At 59.2% G+C, this 20,472-nt stretch carries 16 protein-coding genes; 10 read left to right on the forward strand and 6 right to left on the reverse strand.

The window, feature by feature from the left end; all coding sequences use genetic code 11:
- Window positions 1-2 precede the first annotated feature (2 nt).
- The 9 genes from GOX66_RS01140 (at window position 3) to GOX66_RS01180 (ending at window position 11,206) form a co-directional block, all read left to right on the forward strand.
- On the forward strand, window positions 3-926 hold the full coding sequence (locus tag GOX66_RS01140; RefSeq protein ID WP_170758780.1) for a D-alanine--D-alanine ligase: 924 nt from the start codon (window positions 3-5) through the stop codon (window positions 924-926).
- Window positions 914-1,915 carry a cell division protein FtsQ/DivIB gene (locus tag GOX66_RS01145; RefSeq protein WP_170758782.1) on the forward strand — a complete coding sequence of 334 codons (1,002 nt, stop codon included), beginning with the start codon at window positions 914-916 and terminating at the stop codon, window positions 1,913-1,915. The genes GOX66_RS01140 and GOX66_RS01145 overlap by 13 nt, the downstream gene beginning before the upstream one ends.
- An 8-nt stretch (window positions 1,916-1,923) precedes the next feature.
- Window positions 1,924-3,258 carry a cell division protein FtsA gene (gene ftsA / locus GOX66_RS01150; RefSeq protein WP_170759285.1) on the forward strand — a complete coding sequence of 445 codons (1,335 nt, stop codon included), beginning with the start codon at window positions 1,924-1,926 and terminating at the stop codon, window positions 3,256-3,258.
- Window positions 3,245-3,661, forward strand: a complete 417-nt coding sequence (locus GOX66_RS01155) for a hypothetical protein (protein ID WP_336508913.1) — start codon at window positions 3,245-3,247, stop codon at window positions 3,659-3,661. Before ftsA ends, GOX66_RS01155 begins: the two co-directional genes overlap by 14 nt.
- A 347-nt stretch (window positions 3,662-4,008) precedes the next feature.
- Window positions 4,009-5,631: a cell division protein FtsZ gene (ftsZ, locus tag GOX66_RS01160; RefSeq protein ID WP_170758783.1), complete on the forward strand. Its 1,623-nt coding sequence runs from the start codon at window positions 4,009-4,011 to the stop codon at window positions 5,629-5,631.
- Between the two features lie 213 nt (window positions 5,632-5,844).
- Window positions 5,845-6,765, forward strand: coding sequence for a UDP-3-O-acyl-N-acetylglucosamine deacetylase (gene lpxC / locus GOX66_RS01165; RefSeq protein WP_170758785.1), 921 nt, complete (start codon window positions 5,845-5,847; stop codon window positions 6,763-6,765).
- Between the two features lie 127 nt (window positions 6,766-6,892).
- On the forward strand, window positions 6,893-7,735 hold the full coding sequence (locus GOX66_RS01170; protein WP_170758787.1) for an outer membrane protein assembly factor BamD: 843 nt from the start codon (window positions 6,893-6,895) through the stop codon (window positions 7,733-7,735).
- Window positions 7,736-7,770: 35 nt separating this feature from the next.
- Window positions 7,771-9,420 (forward strand): DNA repair protein RecN, encoded by a 1,650-nt coding sequence (gene recN / locus GOX66_RS01175; RefSeq protein ID WP_170758790.1) that lies wholly within the window; start codon window positions 7,771-7,773, stop codon window positions 9,418-9,420.
- A gap of 100 nt (window positions 9,421-9,520) precedes the next feature.
- Window positions 9,521-11,206 (forward strand): chloride channel protein, encoded by a 1,686-nt coding sequence (locus tag GOX66_RS01180; RefSeq protein WP_170758792.1) that lies wholly within the window; start codon window positions 9,521-9,523, stop codon window positions 11,204-11,206.
- On the opposite strand, the gene GOX66_RS01185 is transcribed toward GOX66_RS01180, so the two are convergent.
- Window positions 11,203-12,567, reverse strand: coding sequence for a DUF3179 domain-containing protein (locus GOX66_RS01185; RefSeq protein WP_170758794.1), 1,365 nt, complete (start codon window positions 12,565-12,567; stop codon window positions 11,203-11,205). The genes GOX66_RS01180 and GOX66_RS01185 overlap by 4 nt on opposite strands.
- Before the next feature lie 186 nt (window positions 12,568-12,753).
- Between GOX66_RS01185 and pcp the strand changes: the two genes are divergently transcribed.
- A complete protein-coding gene (gene pcp / locus GOX66_RS01190) occupies window positions 12,754-13,422 on the forward strand; it encodes a pyroglutamyl-peptidase I (protein ID WP_170758796.1) in 669 nt (222 codons plus the stop codon).
- Window positions 13,423-13,458: 36 nt separating this feature from the next.
- Here pcp and GOX66_RS01195 read toward each other — a convergent pair whose 3' ends face one another.
- From GOX66_RS01195 to cobS, 5 genes are all read right to left on the reverse strand, one after another.
- A complete protein-coding gene (locus GOX66_RS01195) occupies window positions 13,459-13,800 on the reverse strand; it encodes a DUF427 domain-containing protein (protein WP_170758798.1) in 342 nt (113 codons plus the stop codon).
- Between the two features lie 64 nt (window positions 13,801-13,864).
- A complete protein-coding gene (locus tag GOX66_RS01200) occupies window positions 13,865-15,655 on the reverse strand; it encodes an aminopeptidase P family protein (RefSeq protein ID WP_170758800.1) in 1,791 nt (596 codons plus the stop codon).
- A 73-nt stretch (window positions 15,656-15,728) separates the two neighbouring features.
- Complete coding sequence (cobT, locus tag GOX66_RS01205; RefSeq protein ID WP_170758802.1) at window positions 15,729-17,606, reverse strand: cobaltochelatase subunit CobT; 1,878 nt, start codon at window positions 17,604-17,606, stop codon at window positions 15,729-15,731.
- Between the two features lie 237 nt (window positions 17,607-17,843).
- The gene (locus GOX66_RS01210; protein ID WP_170758803.1) at window positions 17,844-19,319 is read right to left on the reverse strand and encodes a glycosyltransferase family 25 protein; all 1,476 of its coding nucleotides are present in this window, start codon (window positions 19,317-19,319) and stop codon (window positions 17,844-17,846) included.
- A gap of 7 nt (window positions 19,320-19,326) precedes the next feature.
- Window positions 19,327-20,313 carry a cobaltochelatase subunit CobS gene (cobS, locus tag GOX66_RS01215; protein WP_170758804.1) on the reverse strand — a complete coding sequence of 329 codons (987 nt, stop codon included), beginning with the start codon at window positions 20,311-20,313 and terminating at the stop codon, window positions 19,327-19,329.
- Window positions 20,314-20,472 lie beyond the last annotated feature (159 nt).

Here is a 20,472-nt window from a genome sequence, read left to right on the forward strand (position 1 = left end):
ACGTGGGTAAGTCGAGCAGGACACACCCCAAAGTGGCGGTATTGATGGGTGGACCCTCGGCGGAACGCGAGGTGTCGCTCAGCAGCGGGCGCGAATGCGCAGCCGCCCTCAGGGGAGAAGGCTTTGAAGTGGTCGAACTGGACGCAGGTCCCGACCTCTACGCGCGCCTATTGGATATCAAGCCGGATGTTGTTTTCAATGCTTTGCATGGCCGTTGGGGGGAAGATGGCTGTGTGCAGGGGCTGCTGGAATGGATGCGGATTCCCTACACGCATTCCGGCGTGTTGGCTTCGGCGCTGGCAATGGACAAACAGCGCAGCAAAGAGGTTTACCAGGTCGAGGGTCTGCCGGTTGTGCCCAGCGTGATCGTGCCGAAGGTCGAGGTTATCGAAGTTCACGTGATGGAGCCGCCCTACGTGGCAAAGCCCAATAACGAGGGCTCCAGCGTCGGCATCTACATCGTGCACGAAGGTTCCAACGGCCCGCCGCAGCTATCGGATGAAATGCCCGATATGGTGATGGTCGAGAAATACGTCGCGGGTCGCGAATTGACCGTGACCGTGATGGGTGACCGCGCCCTGACGGTGACCGAAATCATGACCGATGGTGGCTGGTACGACTATGATGCAAAGTACAAGCCCGGCGGCTCGTGGCATGTTGTGCCCGCCGATATCCCGCAGGACATTTTTGACCGTTGCATGGATTACGCCCTGCGCGCTCATAACGCGCTGGGGTGCAAGGGGGTCAGCCGAACCGATTACCGCTGGGATGACAGCAAGGGCCCGGATGGTCTGTTTCTGCTGGAAACCAATACCCAGCCGGGCATGACGCCGACTTCGCTGGTGCCCGAACAGGCCGCCCACCTGGGTATGACCTTCGGTCAGCTCTGCGCCTGGATGGTAGAGGACGCCTCATGCGACCGCTAAGGGCCACCCGCGCCCCGGTGATCCACCGCTCCAAACCGCTGGCCGGGCCGGATGCCGATTTCGACGCGGGCGCGCGGTCCGGGGCTGAGCCCAAGCTGCGCCTGCGCGGAGCGCGACTTTTTGGCCGTAAGTCGCAACACTCCGATCCGGCACCATCGCGGCTCAGTTATCGTTTGCAGCGCTGGATGCTGACGCCGGGCATTCGACGCGGACTGAAGTTCGGGTTGCCGGTTTTTGCGATCTGTGCCGCCATTGGCATCTATTTTGGATCGGAAGAGCGTCGTGAGGCGGTAGTGGCCTATGTGAACGACATCAAAACTTCCATCCAGCAACGGCCGGAATTCATGGTCAATCTGATGGCCATCGACGGCGCGGGCGCCAACCTTTCCGAAGACATCCGCGAGGTGGTGCCTCTGGATTTCCCCATCAGCTCCTGGGATCTAGATGTCGAGCAGATCCGCGACACGATCACCGGTTTGAACCCGGTCAAATCTGCGACCGTGCGCGTGCGGCCGGGGGGCATTCTGCAAGTGGACGTGGTCGAGCGGCAACCGGTCATCGTCTGGCGCACCCGCTTCGGGATCGAGCTGCTGGACGAAACCGGCGCTCATGTGGAGCGTATCACGTCGCGCAAGGATCATGCGAACCTGCCGCTGATTGCCGGCAAAGGGGCGGACGGCCATGTTGCCGAAGCTCTGGAATTGCTGACCACTGCGCGCAGTTTGGGTGGACGCGTGCGCGGGCTGGTGCGGATTGGTGAACGCCGCTGGGATCTGGTGCTTGATCGCGGTCAGCGCATCATGCTTCCGACCGATGTTCCGGTACGCGCGTTGGAACGTGTTTTGGCTGTGAACGAGGTGCAGGACCTTTTGGAACGCGACGTGGCCGTCGTGGACATGCGTCTGGGTCAGCGTCCGACGATCAGAATGACCGAAGCTGCCAGCGAAGACTGGTGGAATACAAAAGTGACAGTGGGTAGTGGGCAGTAACGACCATGATGACCGATCTTTATCAGTCCCAACGGGCCATGCGACAGATGCGCGGACAGGCGATGCAACGCGGTGTCGTCGCAATTCTGGATGTAGGAAGTTCCAAGATCGCCTGCCTCGTGCTGCGTTTCGACGGGACTGGACGGCTGAGCGAGGATAACAGCATCGGATCGCTGGCTGGCCAGACCGGGTTCCGCGTGATTGGCGCCGCCACCACCCGCTCGCGCGGGGTGCAGTTCGGCGAAGTCACCGCGATGCAGGAAACCGAACGCGCCATTCGCACTGCTCTGCAAGCCGCGCAAAAGATGGCTGATATTCGGGTCGACCACGTAATTGCCTGTTTTTCAGGTGCGAACCCACGCTCTTACGGGCTGGATGCGCAGGTTGATCTTGAGGGCCAGGTCGTCACCGAGGCCGAAGTTGGTCGTGTTCTCAATGCCTGCGACGTGCCGGATTACGGGGCCGGTCGCGAGGTGTTGCATGCGCAGCCGGTGAATTTCGCACTGGATAACCGTTCGGGCCTGATCGATCCGCGCGGTCAGATGGGGCAGAGCCTCGCAGTGGATATGCACATGCTGACTGTCGACGCGGCGGCAATCCAGAACATCGTGCGCTGTATCAAGCGCTGCGATCTGGAGCTGGCGGGAATTGCGAACTCGGCCTACGTGTCAGGTATCTCGGCGCTGGTCGAGGACGAACAGGAACTCGGCGCGGCTTGTATCGACATGGGCGGTGGTACGACCAGCGTGTCGATCTTCATGAAAAAGCATATGATTTATGCCGATTGCGTGCGCATGGGCGGCGATCACGTGACTTCAGATATCTCTATGGGGCTGGGCGTTCCGGCGTCCGTGGCGGAGCGGATCAAGACCTTCAACGGCGGCGTTCACGCGACCGGGGCCGATGACCGGGACCTGATCGAAGTTGGGGGTGATACCGGCGATTGGGAACATGACCGTCGCACCGTCAGCCGGGCAGAGCTGATCGGAATCATGCGTCCGCGCGTCGAGGAGATTCTGGAAGAGGTGCGCGTCCGGCTCGATGCCGCCGGGTTCGAACACATGCCAAGCCAGCAAATCGTACTGACGGGCGGAGGCAGCCAGATCATGGGTCTCGACGGGTTGGCCACCCGCATTCTGGGCCAGCGCGTACGCCTTGGCCGACCGCTTCGCGTTCACGGTTTGCCGCAATCGGCGACCGGGCCGGGATTCTCGTCCGCCGTAGGGCTCAGCCTGTTTGCAGCGCATCCGCAGGACGAGTGGTGGGATTTCGAAATCCCGGTCGACACTTATGCTGCGCGGCCATTCAAGCGGGCGGTGCGTTGGTTCCGTGACAATTGGTAAGGCCGTGGCGGTCGCGATGTTTGTCGCACTGATCCCCCTGACCACACAGGCCCAGACCCGAATTACACCAGAGGCTTTTCTGGACGCGGTTCAGGGCAAAACCGTCAAATTTCATGACTATCCCGGCGGGGATTTAGTGGGCACGGAGGAGTTCCTCAGCCGCAGTCTTTCGGTCTGGCGGATGGAGGGGAGGGGCTGTGTCTATGGCCAGGTCACTACGCCCAACGGTCAGATTTGCTTTCTTTACGATGACGACCCGGATGGCCTGCCCGTCTGCTGGTGGCCCTTCCTGCATGAGGGCCGCCTGATGGTCCGCCTGGCCACCTTTTCTTACACGGAAATACAAGAGGTGCTCAGCATTTCTGAGAACGGCTTGGATTGTCCAAGTACCCCAATTAGCTAAAGAAATGGGTTGCGGCCCGTGCATTTATCCCGCAAGATATCCACAAGGCCCGTCAGAGGCCCCGCGGCAGGACCTGAGCAGTTTTCCGCATTTTGAAAATTAGTAGACCTCCAAGTGACGTGCGTTTTGTAGCGGCTCGCGTGTCGCTTGTTTTGTGGTGCATTGAGATCAATCCGCAACATCTGGCAAACAATGCGAAATCCTGCTTAAACCTGCCTTATTTCCTCCATATTTTGTGGAATTAGGCGATTTTTGGCGTGACGTTTGCGGTTTCGAGCGGTAGGATTGTTGGCGGATAGGTAAGAAAAACACCGCTTTGGCGGGTCAATAAAACAGGCGGACAGAGCATGACATTGAATCTTTCGATGCCCGGGCACGACGAACTGAAGCCTCGGATTACAGTTTTTGGCGTTGGTGGTGCAGGCGGCAACGCAGTCAACAACATGATTGAGAAACAGCTGGACGGCGTCGATTTCGTGGTCGCCAACACCGACGCGCAGGCGCTGCAGCAAAGCCAATCTTCGGCACGGGTGCAGTTGGGCGTGAAAGTGACCGAAGGTCTCGGGGCAGGGGCCCGGCCGACCGTAGGTGCCGCGGCTGCCGAGGAAAGCATCGAGCAGATCGTTGATCACCTTGCTGGCGCGCATATGTGCTTTATCACCGCTGGTATGGGCGGGGGCACCGGTACGGGCGCGGCTCCGATCATTGCGCAAGCCGCACGTGAGTTGGGTGTTCTGACAGTTGGTGTTGTAACCAAACCCTTCCAGTTCGAAGGCGCCAAGCGCATGCGCCAGGCCGAAGATGGTGTGGAATCGCTGCAAAGGGTTGTCGACACGCTGATCATTATTCCGAACCAGAACCTGTTCCGTCTTGCCAACGAAAAGACCACCTTTACCGAGGCGTTCTCGATGGCCGATGACGTTCTGTATCAGGGCGTTAAAGGTGTCACCGACCTGATGGTGCGTCCGGGCCTGATCAACCTCGACTTTGCGGACGTGCGTGCCGTTATGGACGAGATGGGCAAGGCGATGATGGGCACCGGTGAGGCCACCGGCGAAGACCGTGCCGTTCAGGCCGCCGAGAAGGCGATCGCCAACCCGCTGCTGGACGAAATCAGCCTCAAAGGCGCCAAGGGCGTGCTGATCAACATCACCGGCTCGCACGATCTGACCCTGTTCGAACTGGACGAAGCCGCCAACCGCATCCGCGAAGAAGTGGACCCCGAAGCCAACATCATCGTCGGCTCGACTCTGGACACTGCGATGGAAGGCGGCATGCGCGTTTCGGTTGTGGCAACCGGTATCGACGCCACCGACAAGCAGGCTGAAATTCCGGTCGCGCGCCGCTCGATGTCGGCTCCGCTGACCCGCACGGTTTCAGCGGAAGAGCCGGTGCAGGAAGAAGCCCCCGTGGTAGCGGCTGAGGCAGTCGAGCCTGCGCCCCAGCACGAAGTGAACCGTGAACCCTCGCTGTTCGAAACAACCGATGAGCCCGCGCAGCCGCAGTTCCAGCCACAGGCGGAACAGGACGATGATGGTCTGCCGCCTCCGGCCTATCAGCCGCGAATTGCAGAGTTCGAGCCGACGCCGGAACCGGCAGAGCCCGCTCCGGAAAGCTTTGTCGCGCCGCAGCCCCAGGCCGCCGCGGGGACCCCTTCGCCCGAGGCGCTGCAGCGTTTGCAGGCCGCGGTTCAGAACGTTCCGTCCGCACAGCAGCGCCTGTCCGCAACACGGCCTCCGGCACCTCAACCGGCCCCTGAACCGCAGGCGGACGGTCAGGATCGACCCCGGTTCGGCTTTAACCGGCTGATCGACCGGATGACCGGGCATGCGCCCGATACACCGGCCCAGCCGGTGCGTCAGCAGCCCGCGATGCGCCAAGCTGACGCTACGGCACCTGCGCATGACGAGGCCGACCCCGAGCAGGATCGGATCGAAATTCCGGCCTTTCTGCGCCGTCAGGCCAACTGATCGCGGTAACAAATTGACAATCAAGGGTCGCCGTTTGGCGGCCCTTTTCTTTTTTAATACATGCGTTTAAGTGCCTGTAAGCAGCGTTTTGCCGATCTGTTACAATGATGTTTCATTCAGTTACAAAGAGTGAATTGAGCCTTGAGGCTTGCTTCCTTAACTGAGTGTCCAACACGGCACGTAAAGGCCGGACACCACTCACCGAGGTTCACCTTGCAACATACGCTCAAATCTCCGATCACGTTTACCGGCGTCGGGCTGCACAGCGGAAAGCCTGCGACGATGGTCCTGAAACCGGCCGCTGCTGGCCACGGGATCTGGTTCAAACGGACGGATATTGAGCTGGGCAATGCCCTCGTTCCTGCCATCTATGATGTTGTCGAGCGGACACCGCTGTGCACCCGTCTGGTTAACGACGCAAATGTGTCGGTATCAACCATCGAGCATATCATGGCAGCCCTTTCTGGGTGCGGTGTGCACAATGCGCTGATCGAAATTGATGGTCCCGAAGTTCCGATCATGGACGGTTCGTCGATTGATTTCGTGCGCGGCATCGTGGCTACCGGCGTGCGGCGCCAAGCCAGCCCGGTTTTGGCATTTGAGGTTCTGAAACCCGTGACTGCAACGCGCGAAGGCGCCAGTGCTTCCATTGCGCCTGCGGATGGCCTGATCATCGACTTCCACATTGATTTCGAAGACGACGCCATAGGCAGACAGACCAAAACGCTGGACATGCGCAACGGTTCCTTTGCACGAGAGCTCAGCGATTGCCGTACTTTCTGCCGTCGGACAGACGTCGAAGCAATGCGGGAAAACGGTCTGGCATTGGGCGGCACTTTGGACAACGCGGTTGTTGTACAGGGCAGCGAAGTATTGACACCGGGTGGTTTCCGCCGCGCGGACGAGGCCGTACGCCACAAGATGCTGGACGCTCTGGGTGATCTGTATCTGGCGGGCGGTCCGATTCTGGGTCATTTCACAGGCGACAAATCCGGTCACGCCATGACCAACACGCTACTGCGCAAACTGTTCGAAACGCCTGGCGCTGTGCGTCCGATCCTGTGTACCCCAGAACAGGCTGCTCGTCTGCCGGGACAGGGCCTGATCTGGAACGAAATCCCCGAAGTCGCGTAATCTGATCAACTCTGCCGACAAATCCGCCAGCGGGTGTACTAAGGCGTTTTGCCCCGGAATTATCTGTGTTAAACCGGAGCCCGATCCGGGGCTAACCCCGAGTAGTAATACGACAAGGATAGGCGGAATGGTTGGCACCAAAGCGGCAGTCAGATTCGCGGGCGCGCTTCTTCTGACGGCAGTTTTGACGGCATGCGGCGACAAAGGCGCAGACCGCGATCAAAACCTGGAAGGGTTTACTCCTGAACAGATTTATACGCGCGGCGAGTACGAACTTTCGCAGAATCGTTCGGACGATGCGGCGTGGTATTTTTCGGAAGTTGAACGCCTTTACCCCTATTCCGACTGGGCCAAGCGCGCGCTGATCATGCAGGCGTTTTCGTTCCACGCGGACGAGAATTACGAAGAAAGCCGTGCGGCTGCGCAACGCTATATCGACTTCTACCCGACGGATGAAGACGCGGCCTATGCGCAGTATCTGCTGGCGCTAAGTTATTATGACCAGATTGACGAGGTGGGACGCGATCAGGGCCTTACCTTTCAGGCGCTGCAGTCATTGCGCACGGTGATCGAGGTCTATCCCGACAGTGAATACGCTACTTCGGCCGTGCTGAAATTCGATCTGGCCTTCGACCATTTGGCCGGAAAAGAGATGGAAATCGGGCGCTACTACCTGCGTCAGGACCACTACACTGCGGCCATCAACCGGTTCCGCGTCGTGGTCGAGGATTTCCAGACCACGTCCCACACTGCCGAGGCGCTCTTTCGCTTGATCGAGGCCTATCTGTCACTGGGTCTGATTGATGAGGCGCAGTCGGCCGGCGCCATATTGGGTTACAATTACCAGTCGTCGGAATGGTACGACGCTGGCTACCAGCTGCTGACGTCTCGTGGCCTTGATCTCAAGAGCCGTGGCAATAACTGGCTGAGCCAGATTTACCGCCAGACGGTCAAAGGTGAGTGGTTGTAATCGCCATGGTTAAAGGCGTGGGACGCTAAGACCCGATGCTGCGCGCCCTTGATATCCGCGACATGCTGATCATTGACCGGCTGGAACTTACGTTTCAGCCGGGATTGAACGCGTTGACCGGCGAAACAGGTGCAGGCAAGTCGATTCTGTTGGATTCGCTGGGCTTCGTGCTGGGTTGGCGCGGTCGGGCCGAACTGGTGCGTCAGGGCGCAGCACAGGGCGAGGTCGTTGCCGAGTTTGAACTTCCCGAAAGCCACCCGGCGCATACCATATTGGCTGAGGCTGGCTTGCCGGGCGGTGAAGAACTGATCCTGCGCCGCGTCAATACGGCAGAGGGGCGCAAGACTGCTTGGGTCAATGACCGACGCTGTTCCGGTGAGGTGCTGCGCGCGCTGTCGGAAACGCTGGTGGAACTGCATGGCCAACACGATGATCGTGGGTTGCTGAATCCGCGTGGCCACCGGGCAATGCTGGATGATTACGCCGACGCAGGGGATCACCTCGCAGCGGTGCGTGCCGCCTGGTCCGAAATGTCACGCGCGCGCAAGGCATTGGCCGAGACGGAAACAGCCCTGGCCGCCATGCGCGCAGAGGAGGAATTTCTGCGCCACTCTGTCGGCGAGTTGGACAAGCTGGATCCGCAGCCGGGTGAGGATGCTGAGTTGGATGCGCGCCGTCGCATGATGCAGGGGGCCGAGCGTATTCGCGACGATGTCGCACGCGCCTTTGCTTTGCTGGGTGGGGACGGGGTCGAAGGTGCGATGGCCGATGCCGTCCGCTGGCTGGAAGGCGTGTCCGACAACGCAGGTGGGCAGCTTGAAGAACCCATCGCTGCGTTGGGGCGTGCCCTGATCGAACTGGGCGAGGCGCAGGACGGCGTGAACGCCTGCCTGCAGGCGCTGGACTTCAACCCGGCGGAATTGGAAGCAGCCGAAGAGCGCCTTTTTGCCATCCGCGCGCTGGCTCGAAAGCATGATGTGACCCCGGACGATCTTGGAGCATTCGCGGACACGTTGCGTGACCGGTTAAACCGGCTTGAGGCAGGTGATGCTGATCTGGCCGATCAGCGCGCGGCAGTTGCAGCTGCTCAGGTTGCCTATGAAAGGGCAGCCGCCGGCCTCAGTGCCACGCGCCAACAGGCTGCGGGGCAACTGGATGTTGCGGTGATGGCCGAGCTTGCGCCGCTGAAAATGGAACGCGCAGTGTTCCGGACGGAAATCACTCCTGCTGAACCCGGCCCGGAAGGCACCGATGCGGTGGCATTTTCTGTCGCTACCAACCCCGGTGCGCCCTCTGGCCCGTTAAACAAGATCGCCTCAGGCGGGGAACTCAGCCGCTTTCTGCTGGCGCTCAAAGTATGTCTGACCGGAGATGAAAGCGCGCGCACCATGATTTTTGACGAGATCGACCGTGGTGTTGGGGGGGCCACTGCCGATGCGGTCGGGCGCCGTTTGGCCTCGCTGTCACAGGGCGGGCAGGTGCTGGTTGTCACGCACTCGCCGCAGGTGGCCGCTCGTGCCGCGCATCACTGGCGGGTGCAGAAACAGGTCTCTGACGGGCAAACCCTGTCCACAGTTATCCCACTGGCCACACCCGACCGTGTGGACGAAATCGCGCGCATGGTCGCCGGTGACACCATCACCGACGAAGCCCGCGCCGCTGCCCGGGCCTTGCTGGACGCCTGAGACCGTTCTGCCGCTTTCTGGTTCCCAATCCGTCGCTATCCCACTTTTATATGGGCGCTCCGTGGCTTACTAAGGGGATAGACTTGATCCCCGAGGGCCAATGACCCAATCGACCCGCACTGTTTTGCGCAACCAGCTCAATCAGGCTCTGGCCGCGATGAAGGATGCCTGGCGGGTCATGCTGCGCCGTGGTCCCAGCCAGATCCAGTTCTGGTTCATTGCGCTGGCGATCGGAATTGCGGCAGGCTTTATGGCACTGGGATTCCGAAAAGCGATCCGGGCGCTGCAGGCCTATGTCTATGATACCGATGACATCCTGATGCTACACAGCCATGCCGAGATGTTGCCGTGGTTCATGATCCTGATCACGCCGATAGTTGGCGGCTTGATCGTGGGTATCATCCTGCACAAGTTCACGGATGACGGGCGCGTTCGTTCAGTGGCGGATGTGATCGAAGGTTCGGCGGTGACCGATGGCAGGGTCGAAGGCAAGGCGGGTGTTGCTTCGTTCTTTGCCTCTCTCATCACTCTCAGCACCGGCGGGTCCACGGGTCGGGAGGGACCGGTGGTGCACATGGCCGGAGTGATCTCGACCTGGGTCAGCAACCGGATCCATGCAGATGGGATTACCGGCCGGGACCTGCTGGGCTGTGCCGTGGCCGCTGCGGTGTCGGCCAGCTTTAACTCGCCCATCGCGGGCGCGCTTTTCGCGCTTGAGGTCGTGCTGCGCCATTTCGCCGTGCACGCCTTTGCACCCATCGTCATTGCCTCGGTTGCCGGGACGGTGATCAACCGACTGGAATATGGCGATGTGACCGAATTTGTTCTGGAAACGCCCGGCTCGCTGCAATTCTACGTCGAACTGCCCGCCTTTTTGCTGCTGGGACTGATCTGTGGGTTGGTTTCCCTGCTGTTGATGCGCTCGATCTTTTTTGCCGAGGATATCGGCAACCATATCCAGAGCCGCTTGTCCCTGCCGCGCTGGCTGCGCCCGGCGGTGTCAGGCGCGATGCTGGGCCTTTTGGCGATCTGGTTCCCGCATATTATCGGCGTAGGGTATGAGACTACGACCCGCGCGCTGGCGGGGGATCTGACGTTAACCGTTGCAATCCTGTTCGCCGTGATAAAAACGGTTGCTCTGGCCATCACCATGGGCGGGCGCATGGGTGGCGGGGTGTTTTCGCCTTCACTGATGATCGGAGCGCTGACCGGGCTGGCTTTTGGTCTGATCGCCACCGGGCTGTTGCCGGATGTGTCGGGCACGCACACGCTTTATGCCTTTGCCGGTATGGGGGCTGTGGCCGCGGCTGTTCTGGGTGCTCCGATTTCGACCACGATGATCGTTTTTGAACTGACCGGGGACTGGCAGATCGGTCTGGCCGTGATGGTTTCGGTCTCTATGTCCACCGCGTTGGCCTCGCGCCTTGTGGACCGGTCGTTTTTCCTTACTCAGCTGGAGCGCCGCAATGTGCATCTGGCTGCCGGACCGCAGGCTTACCTGTTGGCGATGCTGCGGGCAGGGGCGGTGATGCGGCCCATCGGTGACGCGCGTTCGATTAACAAGGATGAGGCGCAGGTACTGATCGATCAGGGCCTTTGCGTCAAGGCCAGCGCCACGCTTGAGGCTGCGATGCCCTATTTCGACCGCGACGACATCCCTTGCATTCCGGTCGTGGTGATCGGTGAGGATGGCTGTGAAAACCCCGTCGGTGCGCTTTATCATGTCGACGCGCTCAAGGCCTATAACCGCGCGCTTGCGGCTACGGCGGCCGAGGAACACTCCTAACGCTGGTACATGGTTGCCGCATCGCCCAAGTAGTTGTCCCAGGCAAACCAGTATGAGATATGGCCGGCCACGCGCAGCAATTTGGTGCCATCCGGCCTGACCAGAGCCTCTTCGGTCATGGTCCATTTCTGCCCTGCCTCATCCAATAAGCCCCCGTCAGACGCGGTGAACCTGTGCGATGTACGCTCATAAGCACGCACAGCGCGCTTGTCCGCGTTGCCGATCAGAACCAGCGGTCGATTGGCTATTGCATCGTTGATGACGCGGGTCCTGCTGAATGCATCCAGCGGCCATGCCCGAGCCGCGCCGAACTGGCGAATGGCAAAGACGTAGTCCTTTTGCCGATGCTCCGATTCGTCGACCTGGGCCGGGAACATCAGTTCGGGCGAGGTGAAATACTCGCGATATACCACTCCCGACCCATAGTTTCTCCGATGCCCCGTTTGCAAGGACAAGACTTTTGTGCCGGGATGTGAGGTTTTCCAACTTTCCCATGTTGTTATCACCACCGGACGCTGCTTCAGCTCGATCCCACTGTTCACCAGCGGACCAACAACCGGCTTGCCCGTGTACTGGTTCCACAGCGAATGCGTTTCGCGGTCAAACATCAGTTTGTTCGACCGATAGAGAAATCCCGATGAACCAAACACCAGCGGTTTTCGCCGTCCCGCAACCCGCGTTTCAAACAGGATGCCCGACCCGCAGAGTGTGCAATAAGCAAGCGCCACCGGCACGCCTCCGATCACCTCGTTGAACATCTCGTGCCAACCCATGATCCTCAAGGGATAGGCGCGCACGTCTCCGTTGATCGAAACGCCAAATACCAGATCGTCACCTTTGAGGTAATCGGCGCGGGTCGCGGGTATCAGCGTTGGATTGTCCAGCGACGGTATGCCATCCTTTTGGACACCGCCCCAGGCGATCTCTTCCAGCCGGATTTTCATCTTGTCGCGCTGAAGGTATTCGGGGCGAAGAAAGTCGTCGAAATTGGTGTCGAGCCCCAGCAGAACCTCTCGTTTGAAAGGGATCAGAGAAGGGTGGGGGACAAGCTGCGGGTTCTTCTCCTGCCACAACATCCAGCCGAACCAGTCGGTGCCAATATTCTCACCTGTCAAAGTCCGCATGACCCGCGCAATCTCATCGCTGCGGCCCCGACCATAGCGCATTCCGGTCAACAGGGCCGGGACCACGTCCGGTTTGCCGCGCTGCACCAGAAAGGCCATGCCTTGTTCAAATTCGGCGTTGCTGCCGAACAGAGTGGAGCGCACGGCCTCCAGCACCGGGTCCTGCTGTGCCCAAAGCGACCCGGGTAGTGCGGCTCCGGCCAACATTCCGGCGAAACTTCGGCGCGTGATCGACATGGCATCCTCCGGTTGCATCCCAGCCCATTGTGCACGGCCTGTCGTTCACATGCATGCAACAGGCGCGTGAAGGTGCCGATTTTTGGCCACAGCAGAAAGGGTGGGTAAATTCAAAGGCAATCTCGACCGGGGGACAAAGCGGAGATTTTCGTTTAGGCCTGAGACGAGTGATAGGGAGGCCAACTCATGCAGACTGTTTTGCTTACCGGTTTCGAAGCCTACGGAACGACCCCAATAAACCCGGCCGAGCAAGTTGCGAAACTTCTGGATGGTGAAACGGTTGGCGGGTCCAGGCTTGTCTCAAAAATTGTCCCGAACACGTTTTTCAAATGCATTGATTTTGTACAAGACGCGATTACAGAAGTTCAGCCCGACGCCGTTGTCATGATGGGAGAGTACGGGGGCCGCAGTATGATCACTGTCGAGCGTATCGCGCAGAACCTGAATGATGACGCGCGATACGGTCTGAAAGACAACGATGGTGTCGTCTTGCAGGACGTTCTGACGGCTCCTGACGGTCCGGCGGCCTATCGTACAACCCTGCCGATCAGGGCGATGGTCCGCGCCATGCGGGATGCAGGAATACCTTCAGACATCTCTGACGCCGCAGGCACGTTTTGTTGCAATCACCTGATGTATGGCGTTCTGCACTACCTTGCTGAGAACAACCTGGACATTCGGGCGGGCTGGGTACACCTGCCGACATTGCCCGGGGTTGCTGCGCTCGACCGGAACCTGGGGACACCCAGCATGTCGAAAGAGACGGCCGCAGCCGGGATTCGCGCAGCCATCACCGCCATAACGGCCAACCCGCAAGACACCAAAGAAACTATCGCCTCAAGACTGCAGATTTAATCTTCTGGGAAAATCCCAGCTGTCAGACAACGATTCCTAGATTTGCTCAACCTTCACCGAATCCAGGGGATAGAATGCGACATAACCCTTGATCTCTGCCACAGCAGGGATTGGATCGTCATAGCTCCAGGCCGCATTTTCGGTCACCGAGGATTTGTTGACGATCGAAAAATGTGTGGCATCCCCCTTATGTGGGCAATGGGTGATCTTGTTGGTAACGTCCAGAAAAGCCATAGCAATATCAGAGCGCGGGAAGTAGATCACCGGGTCCAGATCGCCTTCCAACATTTCAAGCGCGCTTGTGCTCTCGCCCAGAATTGCACCGCCTGAACGGACGCTCCACTTACCTGGTGCATTGCGGATTGTGATCTCAGTCATCTCTGCTCCTTCCCTCGTCTTTTTCAGGGCTTCTTCTCTGCCCCGGAATTGTAACAGTCCGGTGTCAGACCGGCGCGGTTGCGGCATCCAACCACAGTTGCGCCTTCTCGCCCAGCCTTGGCCGGATTTTTTCCGCAACGTCGCGATGGTACGCATTCAGCCAGTCGCGTTCCTCTGCCGTCAGCATGTTGACCACAATCAGCCGCCGGTCGATTGGCACGTAAGTCAACGTGTGCCAGTTCAACATAGCGCGCTCCTCGTCGCCGGTGGGCAGAGCAGGGGCTTCCTGCACGACGACCAGGTTTTCAATGCGGATGCCAAAGGCCCCCTCGCGGTAATATCCCGGTTCGTTTGACAGGATCATGCCCGGCTGCAGGGGGACATGGCTGACCTTAGACAGACGTTGAGGACCTTCGTGAACGCTCAGATAGGCCCCAACACCATGCCCGACACCGTGGTTGAAATCCTGCCCGGCAGCCCACAGCGGCCCGCGGGCGACGCATTCTATGTCCCGACCGGCCAACCCAACAGGCCAACGCAACATGGACAGGTTAATCATGCCCTTCAACACGCGGGTAAAGCACGATTTTTCTTCGTCGCCAACCTCACCGATGGCAATGGTGCGGGTGATGTCGGTGGTGCCGTCCAAGTATTGCCCGCCGCTGTCCAAAACCAGGATGTGCCCGCTTTCCAAACGGCTGTCAGTCTCTTCTGTCACCCGGTAATGCATGATCGCGCCGTTCGGCCCGGTACCCGCAATCGTGTCAAAAGAGATATCCTGCAGCGCGTTGTCTTTCCGCCGATTTTCTTCCAACTGAGTGACCACCTGGGTTTCGGTCAAAGTGCCCGGTGGCTGCGCGTCCAGCCAGCACAGCGTTTCGACAACCGCCACTGCGTCGCGCAAATGCGCCTCGGCGCTGCCTGCAATCTCTGCCGCGTTCTTGCGGGCCTTGGGCAGGGCGCAGGGGTCGCCTCCGTCAACCATCTGGTCCTTCAATACATCTGCCACCGCTTGCGGCAGGGTGGTCAGATCGACCTGAACCTTGTCTTCCAGGTTTGCAACAGCATCTAAAAAATCCGCAGGAGCGTGGGCAGAAACTCTATCCCCCAAATGGTCGCCAAGCCCCGTCAGCTTTTCTGAGGCCATAAACAAGTCCACCCGGCCATCAGCGTGCAAAATACCAAACCCATGCGCCACCGGGTTGTATCCGATGTCTGATCCACGAATGTTCAGCAGCCACATTAACGAATCTGGCAGTGTGATCACTGCAGCCTCGCAACCTGCTTCCTTCAGCGCATCGGCCAGGCGTGAGACCTTGCCGTCAGCCGTTTCACCGGAGAATTCAATCGGATGCACCTTTACCGGATTTATAGGCGGTTCCGGCTGGTCCGGCCACACACGGTCAACCAGATTGTCGGCACGCACCAGTTCGATTCCGCTGCCCGCCAGATCCTTTTGCGTGCTGGCGATTTGTCCGGCCGCATGAAGCCACGGATCAAAACCAACCTTGCCGCCATCGGGCAATTGCTCCTTCAACCAGGAGCTCAAACTAACATCCGGCCACGGAACGGGCGCATACTCGGCAGCGACCTGAGCCTTGACCTGTGTGCGATACCGCCCGTCGATGAAAACACCCGCCACATCCGCCAGCACGGCACAGAATCCGGCTGATCCGGTAAACCCGGTCAGCCACGCCAGCCGTTCATCCCGAGGAGCCACGTATTCGCCCTGATGCGCATCCGCGCGCGGCACCAGAAAACCGTCCAGCCCTTCGCGCGCCAGCTCTTCACGCAGTGCCGCCAGACGTGGTGGCCCCTGTTCCGGGCGCGCTGTTACCTCAAAGGACTGAAACATGTCATACCTCGTTCAGATGGGGGCTTCCCCTTCATCTTTTTGAAAAATACTCCCGCCGGAGGCAAGGCCAGCCTCAGCTGGCCTTTTTCATCCCCATCACCCGTGCCCGTGCACGCGGGTCGCTGTCGAACAAAGCGGCGAGCTGTTCGGTCATCGCGCCCGCCAATTGTTCGACGTCTGTAATCGTAACGGCGCGATCATAATACCGAGTCACGTCATGGCCGATGCCGATGGCCAACAGCTCAACCATCTTGCGTTTTTCAACCATTGCGATCACGTCGCGCAGGTGTTTTTCCAGATAATTCGCCGGGTTGACGCTCAAAGTTGAATCATCGACTGGTGCCCCATCGGAAATTACCATCAGGATCTTGCGCTGTTCGCGCCGTGCCACCATCCGGCGGTGCGCCCATTCCAGTGCCTCACCGTCGATGTTCTCCTTCAGCAGCCCTTCCTTCATCATCAGGCCAAGATTGGGTCGTGAACGTCGCCACGGCGCATCCGCACCCGTATAGATGATGTGACGCAGGTCATTCAGACGCCCCGGCTGCTGCGGACGGCCATCGTTCAGCCACGCTTCACGCGCCTGACCGCCTTTCCATGCCCGGGTGGTAAAGCCCAGAATCTCGACCTTTACATTGCAGCGTTCCAGCGTCCGCGCCAGAACGTCCGCGCAGATTGCCGCGATTGAAATCGGACGCCCGCGCATCGAGCCCGAGTTGTCCAGCAATAGCGTCACCACCGTATCGCGGAATTCCGTGTCTTTTTCGACCTTGAAGCTCAACGGCGTGGTCGGGTTGGCGACCACTCGCGCCAGACGGCCTGCGTCAAGAATGCCTTCCTCGCGGTCGAACTCCCAGCTCCGGTTCTGTTGGGCCTGCAAACGGCGTTGCAGCTTGTTGGCCAGACGGCTGACCGCGCCTTTCAGAGGTTCCAACTGCTGATCCAGGTAGGCACGCAACCGTTCCAGTTCGGCAGGTTCAGCCAATTCCTCGGCCGAGATTTCTTCGTCATAGGTGCTCAGATACACCTTGTAGTCCGGATCGGCCTCGGACGCGGGCGGTGGGGCAGGTGGCTCCAGCGGCGCCTCACCCTCGGGCATCTCAGCCTCATCGCCCATCTCATCCTCGGCCAGTTCATCCATCGAGACCTGGGCCTGAGATTGATCCTGCTGTTCTTCCTGGGTCTGCTCCGGGGTCGCGTCGGCGTCCTGATCGTCCTGATCGTCCTGACCGGTGCTGTCGGGATCGGGTTGTTCTTCAGCGTCGTCCTCGGCCTGATCTTCCTGTTCGTCGTCCAGTTCATCGGGGTCGTCACCCAACTGGTCGCCATAGCCCAGATCCTTGATCATCTGCCGCGCAAACTTGGCGAATTCGGCTTGATCCGACAGGATGTCGTCAAGGTTTTCCAGCGTTCCGCCGGCCTGTTCCTCGATGAATCCCCGCCACAGGTTCATAATATTGGATGCCGCCGGTGGCAGCTCGCGCCCCGTGGCCAAATGCCGGATCAGATAACCTGCCGCCACGGCCAACGGAGCATCGGCAGGCTGCTTGCACTGGTCATAGCCGCGCCGCAGCGCCTCGTGCCCGATCTTGACGTCGATATTCGAGGCCGTGCCAGGCATGTCCCGCGCGCCCATCGCCTCACAGCGGGCAACCTCCATGGCCTCATAAAGATCCCGCGCCATATCGCCCGGAGGCGCATAGCGTGCATGGGTTGCGTCGTCGTGATATTTGCGCTGCAGCGCCAGCGCATCGGCCGTGCCCCGCGCCAACAACACCTCTTCGCGCGTCATCCGCCGGCTGACCTGCGGCAGGCGCATCGATTCACCCGACAGGCCCGACGGATCAACCGTGTAAGAGACGTTCAGCTCAGGATCGTCAGCCATCACTTTGGTGGCTTCGGCCAAAGCCTTTTTGAACGGATCAGCGGGGTTGTCGTTGGGTTTGCTCATCGGGGCAGGTCCGGTCTTGTTCTGTCCCGGCAACCTAGAGCCATTCCATGGCCTTGACCATAGGGCCAACCCCGTTTTCCCATCAAACCAGTGCGGGTGTCAGGGACAGACTTCTACGGTGCAGGAAAATCCACGCATCGGTCGAATGACCAAAATCTATGCGGCCAGAACCGCAATCCGGTGTGAATTTACCAATCGTTAAGCGGCGCGACCGGGCAGGGCCGCGACCTAATCGCATCAGACAGGCATTTTATAGTTATAGGCCTCGCAATATTCCGCCAGAAGGTCTTTGGCTGCACTTCCGATGTTTCCCCATTCCGTTGTGGAAACATCCGGCTTCTTGTGGTGCACGCCCTTGTACAGCTTTTCCGCGTTCACGGGTTCAAGGTCCAGATTGTCCTTGCTGACATTGAAACCCTTTGAGTGCAGGAAATCGATCAGGGCCTCTGCGTCGTATTCAATTCGACACACAAAATCCGGATTTTGTTCTCGTATGATCCTGGCCCACAAACACAAAGACGCGATAGCACGCTCGATACCCTGTTCAAATTTGTCCAGATCCGTCCCGGTTTGCGCAAGAATATGTTCGCGGCGAAAGTCATAAGACGCCGGCGCATGCTCATTTTCGCGCATGATGGACGGGATGGCCGTAGCAGGATCGCGGACTGTCTGGATCATTACAGACCAATGAAGTGCGCGCCTTGTCCGCGCGACCGGATTCAGCGCCCATGGATTCTCGTCAGCTTCCACCGCAAACATCCACGAACTGATCCCGTCGGCACCGCCAGCTTCATGCCCGATGTCCAGACCGGCTTTGGAACACAGCTCAGCAACAAAACCGGTGCCTGTCCGGGGATGGCCAACACACAGGATCGGTCGGCTATACATGCGCTTGACATGCTGCCGCAGCCGCTGTTCGTGATCCGCGTGCTCCGTGTTCAGGTTGTGTTCCCTGAGATACGCCAGCCGGTTTTCCTTGGGATGGATGTAGGAATCCACTGACCCTTCGGACCACGACAGCTCTGACACGATGGGAGGGTAAATCGACAGCGAATCTGACTTGTCCGCGACGCGGTCGTGTATGAAATCATCGGACGTGGAGTCGACACGTTCGAAATTGCGGACCAGCTTTTCCGCAAAGCCCGGAGTGATCGCGTAGCAGGGATTCGACATTTCCACGACCGGTTTGGCCCGAAAAAATTGAAAAGGTCTGTGGTTGCGGGATTTTGCCCAGCCCATTCTCAGCAACATCGTATCCCGAGGGTCAAATGCAATCTTGCCCTGCGCGACGCGCCTTCTGAGTTTTTGCATGGTGCGCATGGCCCAGGGATGAATGACCACGTCATCTTCCATCACCAGAACCCGTTGGTCCTGTTTGCTTGCCTTTTCCCATATGTCCAGATGGCTGGCGAAATTCGCCACCTGTTGGGGGATCAGTACGTTATTCTCGCAATCGCAGGTTTCTTTGCCACAGCGGAAACAGGGGGGAAAGGTCGCAACCAAATTTTGATCATACAGAGCCTGAACTTTTGGGTGATCCGCCGCAAAGGCATCGTGCCATTCAAAACGGGTTATCCCAAATTCAGCCAAATGTCCCGGCAAGCGAGAGCGACGTTCTTCAGCCTGAGGCAGGCTGAGGACAACGATCTTGTCGGCGATGCCCTCAAAGATGCCGAGACCTTGCGTGCTGATGGGCTCGGACCGGAACAACATGGTATATTTACCCCAGGCTCGCACTCGCCGCGCTTTCCGGCAGTTCCTCATCGAAACAGCGTTGATAGAACTCGGCAACAGTCTGACGCTCAAGCTCATCGCATTTGTTCAGGAAGGACAGACGGAACGCGTAACCTACATCGCGGAATATTTCGGCGTTCTGGGCCCAGTTTATCACGGTCCGTGGGCTCATGACGGTGGACAGGTCGCCATTCATGAAGGCGGTCCGGGTCAGGTCGGCGACAGTGACCATCTGGCTGACGGTCTTGCGGCCCTTTTCGGTGTTGTAATGTGGTGCCTTGGACAGGACGATCATTGTTTCGGCGTCATGGCTGAGGTAGTTCAGCGTCGAGACCAGCGACCAACGGTCCATCTGCGCCTGGTTGATTTGCTGCGTTCCGTGGTACAGGCCGGTTGTATCACCCAGGCCAACCGTGTTTGCCGTCGCGAACAGACGAAAGTTCGGGTTCGGCGTGATGATCTCGTTCTGGTCCAGAAGGGTTAGCTTGCCGTCATGTTCCAGCACGCGCTGGATGACGAACATAACATCCGCGCGGCCTGCATCGTATTCGTCGAAGACGATGGCGACAGGATTGCGCAGGGCCCAGGGCAGGATGCCTTCGTGGAATTCGGTGACCTGCTTGCCATCGCGCAGTTTAATGGCATCCTTGCCGATCAGGTCGATCCGGCTGATATGGCTATCAAGGTTTACACGTACGGCAGGCCAGTTCAGACGGGCGGCGACCTGTTCGATATGGGTCGACTTTCCGGTGCCGTGATAGCCTTGGATCATCACCCGGCGGTTATGGGCAAAGCCCGCCAGAATCGCCAAAGTGGTCTCGGGATCGAACTTGTAGGTGTGGTCGATGACCGGCACACGGTCGCTTTTCTCGACAAAGCCTTTGACGCTCATGTCCGTATCGATGCCGAACACGTCACGAACCGAGATTTCTTCGGTGGGTTTTGCGTTGATGTCGATCGATCCGTCAGCCATGCGTCTAGTCCTTATCCTTTGCCCCGTCTGCCGGGTTTGAACTCGTGTGTGGTGCAACATATTGCAGACAAGGGCAAGGGAAAGCCGCGCAGGTCCGGAACTAGCAGGGCGTTTCTTTGAAACTGGCCTTAACGATGCCAATTCCCCGCGCCGAATAAT

It is taken from the genome of Ruegeria lacuscaerulensis (assembly GCF_013031245.1).
GTDB lineage: Bacteria > Pseudomonadota > Alphaproteobacteria > Rhodobacterales > Rhodobacteraceae > Ruegeria > Ruegeria lacuscaerulensis_C.